Annotated in this window: 13 protein-coding genes; 7 read left to right on the forward strand and 6 right to left on the reverse strand. The window is 71.1% G+C overall.

What is annotated here, in order from left to right; translation table 11 throughout:
- Positions 1-57 precede the first annotated feature (57 nt).
- The 3 genes from pgsA (at position 58) to ACQEVI_RS21110 (ending at position 1,765) form a co-directional block, all read left to right on the forward strand.
- Positions 58-648, forward strand: coding sequence for a CDP-diacylglycerol--glycerol-3-phosphate 3-phosphatidyltransferase (gene pgsA, locus ACQEVI_RS21100; protein ID WP_432902389.1), 591 nt, complete (start codon positions 58-60; stop codon positions 646-648).
- Positions 645-1,148: a CinA family protein gene (locus tag ACQEVI_RS21105; protein ID WP_432902390.1), complete on the forward strand. Its 504-nt coding sequence runs from the start codon at positions 645-647 to the stop codon at positions 1,146-1,148. The genes pgsA and ACQEVI_RS21105 overlap by 4 nt, the downstream gene beginning before the upstream one ends.
- A gap of 263 nt (positions 1,149-1,411) precedes the next feature.
- Complete coding sequence (locus ACQEVI_RS21110) at positions 1,412-1,765, forward strand: helix-turn-helix domain-containing protein (RefSeq protein ID WP_116674556.1); 354 nt, start codon at positions 1,412-1,414, stop codon at positions 1,763-1,765.
- A gap of 94 nt (positions 1,766-1,859) precedes the next feature.
- Here ACQEVI_RS21110 and ACQEVI_RS21115 read toward each other — a convergent pair whose 3' ends face one another.
- Positions 1,860-2,672 carry a DNA-formamidopyrimidine glycosylase family protein gene (locus tag ACQEVI_RS21115; protein ID WP_432902393.1) on the reverse strand — a complete coding sequence of 271 codons (813 nt, stop codon included), beginning with the start codon at positions 2,670-2,672 and terminating at the stop codon, positions 1,860-1,862.
- A 283-nt stretch (positions 2,673-2,955) separates the two neighbouring features.
- Between ACQEVI_RS21115 and ACQEVI_RS21120 the strand changes: the two genes are divergently transcribed.
- The gene (locus ACQEVI_RS21120; protein WP_432902395.1) at positions 2,956-3,666 is read left to right on the forward strand and encodes a DUF998 domain-containing protein; all 711 of its coding nucleotides are present in this window, start codon (positions 2,956-2,958) and stop codon (positions 3,664-3,666) included.
- Here ACQEVI_RS21120 and ACQEVI_RS21125 read toward each other — a convergent pair.
- The gene (locus ACQEVI_RS21125; RefSeq protein WP_432902396.1) at positions 3,632-8,710 is read right to left on the reverse strand and encodes an Lhr family ATP-dependent helicase; all 5,079 of its coding nucleotides are present in this window, start codon (positions 8,708-8,710) and stop codon (positions 3,632-3,634) included. The genes ACQEVI_RS21120 and ACQEVI_RS21125 overlap by 35 nt on opposite strands.
- 68 nt (positions 8,711-8,778) lie before the next feature.
- Here ACQEVI_RS21125 and ACQEVI_RS21130 point away from each other — a divergent pair, with 68 nt between their 5' ends.
- The 3 genes from ACQEVI_RS21130 (at position 8,779) to ACQEVI_RS21140 (ending at position 11,160) form a co-directional block, all read left to right on the forward strand.
- The gene (locus tag ACQEVI_RS21130) at positions 8,779-9,015 is read left to right on the forward strand and encodes a DUF3046 domain-containing protein (protein WP_419703138.1); all 237 of its coding nucleotides are present in this window, start codon (positions 8,779-8,781) and stop codon (positions 9,013-9,015) included.
- Positions 9,016-9,275: 260 nt separating this feature from the next.
- Positions 9,276-10,493: a recombinase RecA gene (gene recA, locus ACQEVI_RS21135; protein WP_432902398.1), complete on the forward strand. Its 1,218-nt coding sequence runs from the start codon at positions 9,276-9,278 to the stop codon at positions 10,491-10,493.
- 34 nt (positions 10,494-10,527) lie between these two features.
- Positions 10,528-11,160 (forward strand): regulatory protein RecX, encoded by a 633-nt coding sequence (locus tag ACQEVI_RS21140; RefSeq protein ID WP_432902400.1) that lies wholly within the window; start codon positions 10,528-10,530, stop codon positions 11,158-11,160.
- 165 nt (positions 11,161-11,325) lie between these two features.
- Here ACQEVI_RS21140 and ACQEVI_RS21145 read toward each other — a convergent pair whose 3' ends face one another.
- The 4 genes from ACQEVI_RS21145 to ACQEVI_RS21160 form a co-directional block, all read right to left on the reverse strand.
- A complete protein-coding gene (locus ACQEVI_RS21145) occupies positions 11,326-12,234 on the reverse strand; it encodes an amino acid ABC transporter permease (RefSeq protein WP_432902402.1) in 909 nt (302 codons plus the stop codon).
- Complete coding sequence (locus ACQEVI_RS21150; RefSeq protein ID WP_432902404.1) at positions 12,231-12,920, reverse strand: amino acid ABC transporter permease; 690 nt, start codon at positions 12,918-12,920, stop codon at positions 12,231-12,233. The genes ACQEVI_RS21145 and ACQEVI_RS21150 overlap by 4 nt, the downstream gene beginning before the upstream one ends.
- A 138-nt stretch (positions 12,921-13,058) precedes the next feature.
- Positions 13,059-13,913, reverse strand: coding sequence for a transporter substrate-binding domain-containing protein (locus ACQEVI_RS21155; RefSeq protein WP_432902406.1), 855 nt, complete (start codon positions 13,911-13,913; stop codon positions 13,059-13,061).
- A gap of 75 nt (positions 13,914-13,988) precedes the next feature.
- Positions 13,989-14,804: an amino acid ABC transporter ATP-binding protein gene (locus tag ACQEVI_RS21160; RefSeq protein ID WP_432902407.1), complete on the reverse strand. Its 816-nt coding sequence runs from the start codon at positions 14,802-14,804 to the stop codon at positions 13,989-13,991.
- Positions 14,805-14,828: the final 24 nt, after the last annotated feature.

Raw genomic sequence — 14,828 nt, forward strand, 5'->3', positions numbered from 1 at the left:
GAGCGTGACGCGCGCTGCGCGGTCGGGCCGCAGGTGATCCGCCGTTAGGCTTGAGCAATGGTCAACGACGCTGCGTCGCCCTGGAACATTGCGAACATCGTCACGATGATTCGCATCGCCATGGTCCCGTTCTTCGCCTGGGCACTACTCGTCGAAGGTGGGGACGACACCACGTGGCGGATCGTGGCCACCGCGATCTTCGTGGTCGCCGCCGTCTCCGACAAGGTGGACGGCTACCTCGCCCGGTCGCGTGGGCTGATCACCGACCTGGGTAAGCTGCTCGACCCGATAGCGGACAAGCTGCTCGTGGGCGCCGCCCTGGTCCTGCTCTGGATCCCCCTGGGCGAGGTGCCCTGGTGGATCCCGGTGATCATCCTGGTGCGTGAGCTCGGCATCACGTTCATGCGCATGGGCATGCTCAAGTACGAGGTGATGCCGGCGTCGCGCGGCGGCAAGCTCAAGACGGTGCTGCAGGCCGTGGCGATCTCGATGTTCCTGCTGCCGCGTGACGGCTTCGAGTGGTTCACGGTGATCGCCTGGGTGGTGCTGATGGCGGCGTTCGTCGTGACCGTCGTGACGGGCGTCGAGTACGTGTACCAGGGCTGGAAGATCCGCCGCGACGCGCGGGCCGGGACGCGGAGCGTATGACCGCGCCCCGTCTGCTGGCGGAGGCAGCCGCACGGGGCTGGACCATCGGTGTGGCGGAGTCGCTGACCGGCGGTCTGGTCACGGCGGCGCTGGTCGCCGTACCCGGTGCGTCGAGGGTGCTGCGCGGCGGCATCGTCGCGTATGCGACCGACCTGAAGGCCGGGCTGCTCGGCGTGGACGTCGACCTGCTCGCCGAGCGGGGCGCCGTGGACGAGGCAGTGGCTGCCCAGATGGCGGCCGGGATACGCGCTGCCACGGGCGCCTCCGTTGGACTGGCTACGACGGGGGTCGCAGGACCAGATCCACAGGATGGTCAAGGGCCGGGTGTGGTTTTCGTCGCGGTCAGCACTCCGGTAGCGTCGGAGGTGCAGCGGCTTGACCTCGACGGTGACCGGTCAAAGGTGATCGCTGACTCCGTACGAGGAGTGCTCGACCTAGCGTTGCTGCTGGTCGGCGAGACCTCGGGTGAAAAAGTCGACACACCCCACGATGTTTCCTGAAGTTACAGACATGTGAAGTTTCTTGGTATAATCTTGCACAGGACTTGACGCAGATGCACTCCGGGAACAAGGCTCATATCCACGACGTTGGTCCCGGTGTGATCATGAACAGGCCGACCACCCGGAGCGGGCGCAAGAACTCTTCGAGCGCGGGGTACGGTAGAACGAACTCCACGCACGGAGCACGCACCACACGCAAGGCACGTCCGGTCCAGACAGGGCAGGGCGTGAGTTCAGGGACAGGCACTGAGAGGGGGCGCGAGATGGTCGTACTACGGCGAGAAATCGGAGACGTGCTGCGTGACACGCGGCAGCGTCAGGGACGCACCCTGCGCGAGGTTTCGTCGGCGGCGCGAGTGTCGCTGGGTTACCTCAGTGAGGTGGAGCGGGGTCAGAAGGAAGCGTCGTCCGAGCTTCTTGGCTCCATCTGCGAGGCGCTCGACGTGCCGCTGTCCTTGGTCCTGCGTGAGGTGAGCGACCGCGTGGCGGTGGCCGAAGGATTCCAGATCCCCGACACGATCCCGGCGGACTTCGTCGCCGGCCTGCTGGCCAGGGGAGGCGACCGGACCGCAGCGCGGCGAGAGGTCGCGCAGTCGGACCTGGCACCTGTCGGCTGACCAGCCGTCATCAGCACGAGGTAGAACCGCAGCGAGACGGAACGGAGGCCCGGCGCAGATCAGCGCCGGGCCTCCGTTCCGTCTCGCTGCCGTTCTACCTCGTTGTGTTCGGTCTCTCGTCGGGGGCCTGGCAGGTCGGGCACCAGAACACAGGGCGTTCGTAGGGCTTCTCGTTCGCCGAGCCGACACTGATCGGGGTGCCGCACCGGTGGCACGGCCTGCCCGCCCGGCCGTGCGCATGCATCTCGACGGCGCCCAGACCACGGGCCCGGCCCACCGCGACGCTGCGTTCCATGAGCCTGCGAGCGGTGCGGAGGAGGTCGTCGCGCTCTTCCTCGGTCAGCGCTCCGGCCGCCGTCCACGGGAACAGCCGCCGCGCGAACAGCGACTCCGCCATCCAGATGGTGCCGATGCCGGCGACCGTGCGCTGGTCCAGCAGAGCGGCACACAGTGGCCGGTCCGGCTCGCGGACGAGTCGTGCCGAGGCGTCGGACAGCCCGGTGGTGGGAAAGTCGGCGCCGAGCACGTCCGGGCCGAGCCCGTTGAGGATCCGCTGCTCGTCATGGGTGCGCAGCAGGTCGAGCATCCCGAGGTGCCATGCGGTGGCGGTCCAGGCCTCCGTCGCGAGCACCGCACGGATGGCCGGGTTACGCGCCGACGCGTCGCGCGAGCCCGTGCGGTGGACCTTCCAGAGTCCCTCCATGCGCAGGTGGGTGTGAAGGGTGCGCCCGTCGTCGAAGCGGGTCAGCAGGTGCTTGCCGTATGCGCTGGTCTCCAGTGCGGTGGCGCCTGTCAGGTCCGCCCCTCCGGCGCTCGGCCAGCGCAGCTCCGCGCGGACGAGCGGCAGTCCGCGGAGCGCGGCCGTGAGGCGCTCGGCCGTAAGGCGCAGTACATCGCCTTCTGGCACGTATGCTCCCCTCGTCGTGGGGCTTCAGCGTAGTGTGCGCCTGGGCCGAGATACGTCGCGCAACCGGCATATCACCCACCCGACACGGCCTGGTCCGGTTTACGCCCGGATGGCCGTCCGTGCCGTATCAGGGATCGCCCGCAGAAAGATCAGGGCGCGATCAGGGGTAAAACTGATGGTTTCCACGGGTCCGCTCCAGGACCCTAGTCTCATGACCGCCGCTGCTGTTGACCTGGGGAAACACCCAGACCTGCCGTCCGTGCCCGAACTAGACCCCCGCAGCATGCGGACCGTTGGCTGGTTCGGCGCGACCGCGTTGCTGCCGATGGTCGCGGCGCACGTGGTCGGCGCTTCGGCGGTCGACCCGGTGCTCGACCCGATCAGCTGGTACGCGTTCGTGCCCGGCGGCGGCGAGCTCATCCTGGCCGGCGGCCTGGTCCTGGCCGTGCTCGGACTGATCCTCATGGTGCGGATGTATCGCGCCGGGCTGGCGGTCGGCCCGGTTCCCGCCGCGGCGATGATCGTGTTCGCCGTGGCGATGGTTCTGGTCGGTGCGTTCCCGACCGACCCGCCGGGTACTGCCGCGTCGTTCTCGGCCATCGTGCACCGCGTGAGCGCTGCGACGGCGTTCTGCGTGCTGCCGGTGGTCGGACTGAGCCTCGAGCGGTCGATCGGGCAGCCCCGGTCCGCCCTCCCGCGCGGCCTTCGCTCGGCGGCCATCGCCCTGGGGGTCGTGGTCGCGCTGTTCCTCGTGGTGCACATGTCGCTCGTCTTCTTCGCGAGCTCCGGGATCTTCGCCTTCGGCCTCATCGAACGCGTGGGCTTCGTGATCATGATCGGCTTCCTGTTCCTGCTCGCCGCCACCATCGACCGGGAGAGCCCGACCTTGGAGCACGAGATGGTCCACCCGGCGCCGGGTGCGTCGACCGCGCACCAGACGGACGAGCCGGCCCTCCTGCTCAGCGGATCGAGATCCGCAGACCTCGTGGCGTGACCGCGAAGCCGGCCTCGACCAGCGCACGCGCCACCGGATGGTGTCGCGCGGCCTCCAGCGCTGGTATGCCGTCGACCCGCTGGACCACGAGGCGGCCGAGGCGGCCCTCGCGGACCGTGCGGGCGAGCGCGTCGGCGGCGACCGCGAGCCGTGCGGGGCTCTGGCTGAACGACAGCACGGTGCGCCCACCCCGCTCCACGAAGAGCGTGAGGTCGCCGTGGGTGAGCACCACCACCGCCCCGGCCTTCCGGCCGGGGCGGTGCGCCGTGACGTGCTTGTTCCCCGGGCTCCCGTCCGACGCCGCAGCGCCGCCCGGCAGGCCGGCCGCCGCCGATCCGTCCTGAGTCGCCGGCCCGGCTCGCCCAGCTGACCCGTGCGGACCTGCGGGCCAGGCGAGCGCAGCCCCGTACGGGTTGGCGGGGTCCATCGCGGCGAGCACCACCGCGCCGCTCGTGCTGCTCGCGCCCGTGCCGGTGGCGACGGCGGACGTCCGCTCGGCGACCTCCAGCTCGGCCTCGATGATCCGGGCGCGGTCCTGCGCGTCGACCCGCAGACGATCGACGGCGCCGGGCAACGCGAACTGGGAACCGCCCAGGTGCTCGACGAAGTACCCGCGGCGCACCGCTGCGCGTTCCTCCAGCCCGGACAGCACCCGATACACGTCGCGGTAGCCCGCCCCCACGCCCTCGGCTGCCGCGCCGGACCGCGTGAGCACGCCGTGCCGTTCGAGCAGCACCTGGGTCAGCGCGTGTGCCCGCAGGGTCGGGTCGGCCTCCCGCATCGGAAGGGCCGCCCAGCGGCCACCGCCTCCCGGGACCGACGCGTTCGCCCGCAGGGCCGAGGCGGGCCGGCCGGGCGACACGGCGAACCGTGAGCGCCGCACCGGCCGGGCGCGAGCGACGGTCCGTGGCGCTCTGTGGGCACCGGCGCCGCTGACCCGTTCCCGGAGGGCGCCCAGCCCGTCGTTCGTGACCTGCCCGGCCCAGACCAGGTCCCACAGCACGTCGAGCACCGCGTCCGGCTCGGCGCCGGTGAGCTCGGCGACGCGGGGCAGGAAGAAGCCGCCGGAACCGGTCAGCAGGTCCAGCACCGCACGGTGCAGCTCGGAGTCCAGCAGGCTCTCCTCCTCGACCGGTTCGAGCGCGGGGAGGGTGAGCGGGGCGCCGTCGGCCAGATGGAGCGAGACCAGGCCGTCCCCGCCGCCCGAGCCCGGCAGGCGGGAGTGCCCGGCCCACAGGACCTCGCCCGCGACGGTCAGCTCGTCGAGAAGCGCCGGCGAGTAGTCGGTCACCCGCGCGGGCAGCACCAGGGTCTCCAGGGCCGACGCCGGGACGGCGGCACCCGCGAGCTGCTCGATCGCCTGCACGAGCCCGTCCGCACCCCGCAACAGGCCCGTGGAGACGTTCTGCCAGCGTGGCAGGAAGGCGCCGAGGGCCTCCTGCTCGACGGGCTCCACCTCGGCCCGCAGCACCGCGAGCGAACGCCTCCGCAGCAGGCGCAGCACGCCTGGGTCGCACCACTCGTCGCCGGTGCCGCCCAGCGAACCGGGGCGCAGGCTGCCGCGCGCGAGGACGCCGTCGCCCTCGAGCCGGGCAAGCCCGTGCACGACCACCGCGACACCCAGCCCGAACCGCTGAGCCACCGAGCCGGCGCCGAACGGCCCGTGCGTGCGGGCGTGGCGACGCAGGAGGTCACCGAGCGGGTCGGGCACGGGTTCGGTGAACGTCTCCGGGACACCCACCGGGAGCGCCACGCCGAGCGCGTCCCGCAGCCGGCCCGCGTCCTCCGCGACCGCCCACTGCTCCGTGCCGGCGAACCGGATGCGGATCACGCGGCGGGTGGCCTCCAGCTCGTCGAGCCAGTGCTCCACGGCGTGCCGGGCCTCCTCGCGGGTGCGGGCCTCCAGCGCGCCGAGCGGATGCGGACCGGTGCGGCGGAGCAGGTCCCACAGGCCCTCGGCGTCGCGGGCCTGGCGGTCGGGGGCGAGCCCGGCCAGCTCGGCCTCCGTGCGCTCGACGGCGCCCGGGTCCAGGAGGTCGGACAGGTCCGCGGAACCCTGCTCGCCGAGCAGCTCGGCGAGCAGCTCCGGGTCGAGCGAGAGGGCGGCCGCGCGCCGCTCGGCCAGCGGGGCGTCGCCGTCGTACAGGAACTGGGCGGTGTAGCCGAACAGCAGCGACTGGGCGAAGGGCGAGGGAGTCGGCGTCGTGACCTCCACGACCCGGACGCCGCCGGCGGCGATCTCGCGCATGAGGTCGGCCAGTGCGGCGACGTCGAAGTCGTCCTGCAGGCACTCGCGGGCGGCCTCCAGCACGATCGGGAAGTCGGGGAACTGGCTGGCCACCTCGAGCAGCTGGGCGGACCGCTGGCGCTGTTGCCACAGGGGCTGCCGCTTGTCGGGCCGCCGCCGGGGGAGCAGCAGCGCGCGAGCGGCGGCCTCGCGGAACCGGGCCGCGAACATCACCGACGAGCCCAGCTCGTCGCGGACCGCACCGAGGACCTCGTCCGGGTCCAGGAGCAGGTCCTCGAGCGTGACCCGGCCGGGAGCGTGCTCGGGCCGCGGGCCGGTCTCGCCGTCGTCCGCGACGGTGGCACCCACGTCCCATGTCTCGCCGTCCCAGCCGCCGCCGGAGTCCGGCAGCCGTAGCACTATCCCGTCGTCGGAGTGCATGGCGGCGACGTCGAGGCCGAACCGGGCCCGCAGGCGGGCGGAGATCACGAGGGCCCATGGCGCGTGGACCCGTGCGCCCAGCGGCGAGTGGATCACGACGCGCCAGTCGCCGAGCTCGTCGCGGAACCGCTCCACGACGACCGTCCGGTCGTCGGGCACCCGTCCGGTGCCCTGTCGCTGCTCGATGAGGTAGGCGGCGAGGTTGTCCGCCGCCCAGGCGTCGAGCCCGCCGTCGCGCAGGTGCTTGCGCCCGGCCTCGGGGTCGGCGGCCAGGGCGGCGTCGGCCTCGCGGACGAACGCGCCTACCGCACGCCCGAGCTCGGCGGGGCGGCCTTGGGCGTCGCCCTTCCAGAACGGCAAGCGTCCGGGGAGGCCCGGCGCAGGGGTGACCAGCACCCGGTCGGTGGTGATCTCCTGGATGCGCCAGGTGCTCGACCCGAGCGTGAACGTGTCGCCGACCCGGGACTCGTAGACCATCTCCTCGTCCAGCTCGCCGACCCGCTTGCCGCCGCGCATGCGTGCGCCGCCGCCGGTCACCGCGTCGGTGAGGGCGTCGCCCGGGGCTCCGCCGTCCGGCGCGTCGGTGGCGAGGAAGACGCCGTAGGCACCCTTGTCCGGGATGGTGCCGCCGCTCGTGGCGGCAAGGCGCAGGGCTCCGGGCCGGCCACGCAGCATGCCCGTGGCGCGGTCCCAGGTGATGCGGGCCCGCAGCTCCGCGAAGTCCTCGCTGGGATAGCGGCCGGCGAGCATGTCGAGCACGGCCCGCCACGTGGCGTCGCCGAGATGCGTGAACGGCGCGGACCGGCGGACGAGCGCGAGCAGGTCCTCCTCGGCCCAGTCGTCGACGGCGAGAGCCGCCACCACCTGTTGTGCCAGGACGTCGAGGGGGTTTGCGGGGACGTGCATGTGCTCGATCTCGCCGGCTCGCATGCGCTGCGCGATGACGGTGGCCGGCACGAGGTCGCCGCGGAACATCGGGAAGACCACACCCTTGGACACCGCACCCACCTGGTGGCCGGCGCGGCCGATGCGCTGCAGCCCGCTCGCCACGGACGGCGGCGCCCCGACCTGGACCACCAGGTCCACCGCGCCCATGTCGATGCCGAGCTCCAGGGACGACGTGGCGACCACGGCGGGCAGCCGGCCCTCTTTCAGCTCGTTCTCGGTGCGTGTGCGCTCCGCGCGGCTCATCGACCCGTGGTGGGCGCGCGCGAGGATCGTCCCGTCCTCCGCGGTCACGTCCCGGCCGGGCACTGCCTCGGGCATGCCGCGCCGTCCGGGCACGGGACGGGGCACGCCGGCGCTGGTGCCCGACTGGCCCGGCACGAGCGCGGCCCAGGTGCTTGCGGGGTCGGCGACCTCCAGCCCCTGGCGCTGCGCCCACACCTCGTTCATCCGGGCGGTCAGCCGTTCGGCGCCCCGCCGGTTGTTGGTGAAGACGATGGTCGAGGTGTGGTCGGCCACGAGGTCGACCACACGCTCCTCGACGTGCGGCCAGACCGAGGCCCTGCGCAGCGGCCGCGTGGCCTCGCCCGAGAGGTCGATCTCGTCGTCACCCGACGCCGCGGCGTCGGACGGGCCGGTGGCGGGCGCGCTGTCGAGGTCCGCGAGGTCGGGAACGGGCACGACCACGTCGATGGCCCACTCCTTGTGCGACGGCGGCTGCACGACGGCGACCTCGCGCGCCGAGCCGTCGGCCCGTCCGCCGCCGAGGAACCGGGAGACGACATCCACCGGGCGGACCGTCGCGGACAGGCCGATGCGCTGCGCGGGCCGGTCGAGGAGGGCGTCGAGGCGTTCCAGGCTCAGGGCCAGGTGCGCGCCGCGCTTGGTGCCCGCGACGGCGTGGATCTCGTCGAGCACCACGGTCTCCACCCCGGCGAGCCCGGCGCGGGCCGCCGAGGTGAGGATGAGGAAGAGCGACTCGGGTGTCGTGACGAGGATGTCCGGGGGGCGGGTGGCGAACGAGCGCCGTTCGTTGGCCGGCGTGTCGCCGGTGCGCATGCCGACCGTGACGTCCGGGACCACCACGCCGTCCCGTGCCGCGGCCTGCCGGATGCCGGTGAGCGGGGAGCGCAGGTTGCGCTGCACGTCGGCGGCGAGGGCCTTGAGCGGCGACACGTACAGCACGCGGCAGCGCCGGGCCCGGTCCTCGGGCGGGGGAGCGGACATGATCCGGTCGATCGACCAGAGGAACGCCGCGAGCGTCTTGCCCGAACCGGTCGGCGCGACCACGAGCGCGTGCTGATCGCGCGCGACGGCGTCCCACGCGCCCGCCTGGGCGGCGGTGGGCTGCGCGAACGCACCGGTGAACCATGCGCGGGTCGCGGGTCCGAACCGGGAGAGCGGGTCGTCGGGCGTTGCCATGGACCCCATTCTGGCCCTGACCACTGACACCGGCCCGGAGTTCACCGAGCGGGCAGGGGGAGACGTAGGGTTGACGGGTGCGCGAACGGGACTTCTGGCAGCTGATCGACGAGGTGTTCGGCCCTGGCTACGGGCGCGCCCTTGCGCGCGAGCAGGTACTGCCCGCGCTCGACGGCCGGACCCCGGCCGTCGCGCTGGAGGACGGCGACGAACCGCGTGACGTGTGGCACGCGCTGTGCGACGCGCTGGACGTGCCCGACGCCGAGCGGTGGGGCAAGGACAAGCACCGGCAGGCGCCCCCGCCCCGCCGCTGAGGCGCGGATCGATGGTTCTGGGGTGGCTCGGTGCGGGAGCCACCACGGGGAAGAGATGTCCTGCGACACACCGATGCGTCCTGCCTTGCCTCGAACACGCGTTCGGCTAGACTTCGACCACAGGCACGGATTTCGGAACGTCGTCCACAGGCGGCGGCCGGAGAAGGCGTCCGTGTCAGTGGCTCCGCGTACGGTCGGCAACGACGTACAGAGCCATCCACGCCGGCGCACAGAGCGCCCCGAAACCGAAGGTGTTGCACATGCCCGCACCAGCAGATCGCGACAAGGCCCTCGAAGCGGCCCTCGCCCAGATCGACCGCAGCTTTGGCAAGGGCTCGGTCATGCGCCTCGGCGACGAGATCCGCGCACCCATCGAGGTGATCCCTACGGGTTCGATCGCCCTCGACGTGGCCCTCGGTATAGGTGGCCTGCCCCGTGGCCGTGTCGTCGAGGTGTACGGTCCCGAGTCCTCGGGTAAGACGACCATCGCGCTGCACGCGGTGGCCAGTGCGCAGCGCCAGGGCGGCATCGCGGCCTTCATCGACGCCGAGCACGCGCTGGACCCGGACTACGCCAAGAAGCTCGGTGTCGACACCGACGCCCTCCTGGTCTCGCAGCCGGACACCGGCGAGCAGGCGCTCGAGATCACCGACATGCTGATCCGCTCCGGCGCGCTCGACATCATCGTCATCGACTCCGTGGCCGCGCTGACGCCCAAGGCCGAGATCGAGGGCGAGATGGGCGACAGCCACGTGGGTCTGCAGGCCCGCCTCATGTCGCAGGCCCTGCGCAAGATCACGGGCGCCCTCAGCCAGTCCGGCACGACCGCGATCTTCATCAACCAGCTGCGTGAGAAGATCGGCGTGTTCTTCGGCTCGCCCGAGACCACCACCGGTGGCAAGGCGCTGAAGTTCTACGCGTCGATCCGCCTCGACATCCGGCGTATCGAGACCCTCAAGGAGGGTACGGACGCGGTCGGTAACCGCACCCGGGTGAAGGTCGTCAAGAACAAGATGGCGCCGCCGTTCAAGCAGGCCGAGTTCGACATCCTGTACGGCCACGGCATCTCCCGTGAGGGCGGCCTGATCGACATGGGCGTGGAGCACGGCTTCGTGCGCAAGTCGGGCTCATGGTTCACCTACGAGGGGGACCAGCTCGGCCAGGGCAAGGAGAACGCGCGCTCGTTCCTGCGGGACAACCCCGACCTCGCCAACGACATCGAGAAGCGCGTCAAGGAGAAGCTGGGCGTGGGCCCGAAGGTCGACGCGCCGGCGGTCGAGAGCGCGGGCACCGCGGCGGCTTCCGCCACCGATACCGCACCGGCTGCGGGTACCGTCGCCGCGGCGAGCTCGTCCTCACGGACGACGACCACGGCGAAGGCGACCAAGGCGACCACCGCGCGTTCGAAGGCCACCAAGCCGGCGGTGTCGAAGACCGCCGAGAAGGCAGAGGCGGCCGCCGAGAAGGCGCCGTTCTGACGTGCAGTACGGTGATCAAGCGGACGGTCCCGGCGTGGGGAAGCGTCGGGGCCGTCCGGCCGCTCGGGAGGGTGGCTGGACGAGCAGCCGTGGAGGGCGCAACAGCGCCGACCGAGCACCCCGCAAGACCGTCGCGGAGCGCCTGGAGTCCGGCGAGATCAGCCGGGACGAGGCCGTCGAGAAGGCCCGCGAGACAGTCCTGAAGATCCTGACCGCGGCCCAGCGCTCCCGGCGCGAGCTGGAGCAGTCCCTGGCCCGCAAGGGCTACCCGGAGGACGTCGTCGTGCAGGTGCTCGACAGGTTCGACGAGGTGGGCCTGGTGGACGACGCGACCTACGCGGAGACCATCGTCCGCACCCGGCACGCCGAGCGCGGCCTCGCACGGCGCGGCATCGCCGCGGAGCTGCGCAGGCGCGGCATCGACGAGGACACGGCCGTCGAGGCCCTCGACCAGCTCGACTCCGACGACGAGCGGGCGGCCGGCGCCAAGCTGGCCACCAAGCTGATCACCCGCACGCGAAGCCTGGACCGCGAGGTGCGGGTCCGTCGCGCCGTCGGCTCGCTGGCACGCAAGGGCTACGCGCCCGGGCTTGCCTTCGAGCTGGTCCGGGAGGCGCTCGCCGCGGAGGGCGAGGACACGGACGACCTCGGCTACGCCGAGGACTGAGCGGCCCGAGGACTGAGCGGTCCGGTGGCGGTGCGGTCCGGCGGTGCGGTGGCAAGCACGAAGACGAAGAAGAGGTCAGGTGGTCGGCAGCTGAATCTGCCGACCACCTGACCTCTTACCATCTACCGACCCGTCTACCGATTCACTGGCTTCGTAGCCCGTGCCTCAGGTGCCGCCCGCACCCGCGCCAGGACCCGGTCCGGCACCGACGAACCCGCCCGCCGCGGTCGGGTTGCCGATCCCGGTGCCCTCGACCGTTGCTCCCGCGGTCCGGCTGGACAGCAGGCGCGCGAGCCGGTGCGCCACGACGGTGAGCAGCCAGTTGATCACGATGAACACGATCGCCACGACGACCAGCGCCTGCAGCGGGTTCTGCTCCTTGGACGAGAGGATCTGGGCGGACCGGAGCAGCTCGGAGTACAGGATGAACTGACCCAGCGCCGAGTCCTTGAGCACGACCACGAGCTGCGACACCATCGCAGGGAGCATGGCGACCAGAGCCTGCGGAAGCTGGATCGAGCGGAGCGTCTGCCCGGGAGTCAGACCTATCGCCAGACCTGCCTCGCCCTGCCCCTTCGGAAGGTTCCCGACTCCGGCCCGGACCAGCTCCGCGATGACAGAGCCGTTGTACAGGACGAGGGCGACCACTACTGCGGCGAACGGCCGGTCGACGATCCACTGCGCCTGTGCCGAGAAGAACATGTAGAAGAAGATCATCATCAGCAGTACGGGCACCGCGCGGAAGAACTCCACGACCACACCGGAGACCCACCGGACCGCACGGTTGTGCGACAGGCGCCCGATGCCGAAGACGATGCCGAACAAGACGGCACCCACGGTGGCGAACAGCGCTGAGCGCAGCGTGTTCTGCAGGCCGGGCAGATAGTAGAACTGCCAGGCCTCGGCGGAGACTGCGTTCTGCCACAGCGACGGCTCGAACTGACCCTTGGCTGCCAGGACCGAGGCCAACCAGGCCAGCCCGGCGAGGACCGCCAGGGCGGCTACGACGTTGCCGACGGCGGACACTGCCCGGCCGCGCGGGCCCGGGGCATCGAAGAGGACGGACGCGCTCATCGCTTCACCGCCAGCCGGCTGGACAGCCAGGTAGTGCCCACACCGATCGGGATCACCAGGATCACGTAGCCGATGGCAAAGGTCAGGAAGATCGCGACCATGAGGTCGGGCCGATACTCGATCATGGTCCTCATCTGCGACGACGTCTCGGTGGCGACCGAGGCCGCAGCGGCGACGGTCGAGTTCTTCAGCAGCGCGATGAGCGTGTTGCCGAGCGGTGCGATGGCCCCGCGGAACGCCTGCGGGAAGATCACCAGGCCCGCAGCCGGCAGGAACGAGAGCCCGATGGCACGCGCGGCCTCGGCCTGCCCCACCGGCACCGTGTTCACTCCGGACCGGATGGCCTCGCAGACGAACGCCGCGTGATAGACCGACAGGCCGATCACCGCGAACCAGAAGAACGTGGTCGCGAGGTCGTCCGACAGCGTGATCCCGAGCTGCGAGAACACCACCAGGTACATGAACGTGAGGATGATCGTCAGCGGCGTGTTCCGGAAGACGGTCACGTAGGCGGTGCCGACCCACTGGAGCGATGCGATCGGTGAGATGCGCATCAGCGCGAGTACCGTGCCGAGGAGCAGGGACAGGATTGCGGCCCAGAACGTGAGCTGGATGTTGACCAGGAACGCGCCAGGGACGTCGTACCGGTCGAAGAGCTCGGCGAACCCGGCGAGGAAGTCGTCCACGGTCACCTTTCAGGAGGGGTGGTCAAGGGCGTCGCGGCACCGGCCGACGACGCCGGACGTGCCCGACGCCAGATCGGCGGTCGCCTGCAGAGGCGGCCGGTCCGGCGCCGGGCACGGTGATCAGAGGAGGTCAGCAGATCAGGCGCAGGCGTCCGGCTCCGGCGGGTTGAGGTCCGCGTTCGCGGTGTAGTCGGCGCCCTCGGTGTTGGCGGCCACCAGCGTCTCCCAGGTGCCGTCCTCGATCATCTTCGTGATCGCGGCGTTGACCTCTTCGCAGGTGTCCGTGCTGCCGTCAGGCAGGCCTACGCCGTAGCGCTCCTCGGAGAAGGGCGCGCCCACGACCTTGAACTTGCCCGCGTTCTGCTCGGTCGCGGCCAGGCCGGCGAGGATTATGTCGTCCGTCGTCACGGCGTCGACGGCACCGGAGGCGAGGGCCGTGACACAGTCGGCATAGCCAGGGCGCTCCACGAGCTGCACGCCCTCGGCGTGGTCGTTCTTGATGTTCTCCGCCGAGGTCGACCCGGTGACCGAGCAGAGGTTCTTGCCCTCCAGGTCCTCCGGGCCGGTGATGTCGGTGTTGTCGGCCGCGACCAGCAGGTCCTGCCCGGCGACGAAGTACGGGCCGGCGAAGTCGATGAGCTCCTTGCGCTCGTCGTTGATCGAGTAGGTGGCGAAGATCATGTCCACCTCGTCGTTCTGCAGCGCCGTCTCGCGGTTGGCCGAGATGGTCTCGACCCACTCGATCTGGTCCTCGGAGTAGCCGAGCTCATTCGCGACGTAGCGGGCGACGTCGGTGTCGAAGCCCGTGAACGTCTCGCCGTCCTGCAGGCCCAGGCCCGGCTGGTCGTACTTGATGCCGATGCGGATGGTGTCGCCGCCGGCCGCGGTCTCCTCGCCATCCGGTTCGCCGCCGACCTCGGCGCCGCCACAGGCGGAGAGAGTGAGAGTGGTCGCTGCCGCCATTGCCAGCAGCCCCATGGTGTGCTTGCGCATGATTCCCCTTCGGTAAGTACGGGATCCGGTACGGAACCCTTGGCTGGGATCAGTCAGTAAACTTGAGTGGGTACGTCAGTGGGTAAGGATCTTGGAGAGGAAGTCGCGGGCACGCTCGCTCTTGGGCGCCGTGAAGAACTCCTCGGGGGGAGCCTCCTCGACGATCTGGCCGTCCGCCATGAAAACCACGCGGTGCGCCGCCTTGCGGGCGAAGCCCATCTCGTGCGTGACGACGATCATCGTCATGCCCTCCTGGGCGAGCGCCACCATGGCGTCGAGGACCTCGTTGACCATCTCGGGGTCGAGCGCGGAGGTCGGCTCGTCGAAGAGCATCACCTTGGGCTTCATCGCCAGGGCTCGCGCGATGGCCACCCGCTGCTGCTGCCCGCCGGAGAGCTGCGCGGGCATCTTGCGTGCCTGGTTGCCCACGCCCACCCGCTCCAGCAGGGTCATGGCCTCGGCCTCGGCGTCCTTCTTGGACAGGCCGCGCACCTTGCGCGGTCCGAGGGTCACGTTGTCGAGCACGGTCTTGTGCGCGAACAGGTTGAACGACTGGAAGACCATGCCGACCTCGGCCCGCAGCTGTGCGAGGGCCTTGCCCTCCTCGGGCAGGTTCTTGCCGTCGACGGAGATGGTGCCGTCGTCGATGGTCTCGAGGCGGTTGATCGCCCGGCACAGCGTCGACTTGCCGGACCCGGACGGGCCGATCACGACCAGCACCTCGCCCTTGCGGACGGTGAGGTCGATGTCCTGCAAGACGTGCAGCGCTCCGAAGTGCTTGTTGACGTGCGTCAGCTCTACGAGGGGCGCCCCGAGGACGCGGTCCGACGTCGGAGCGTCCACGGTCTCGTCGGCCGCCGGTTGGCCGGTGGTCGGGGTGCTCTGGTCCATCCCTTGAACCTAACGATCCGATGT

This window comes from Promicromonospora sp. CA-289599 (assembly GCF_050936155.1).
Classification (GTDB): Bacteria; Actinomycetota; Actinomycetes; order Actinomycetales; family Cellulomonadaceae; genus Promicromonospora.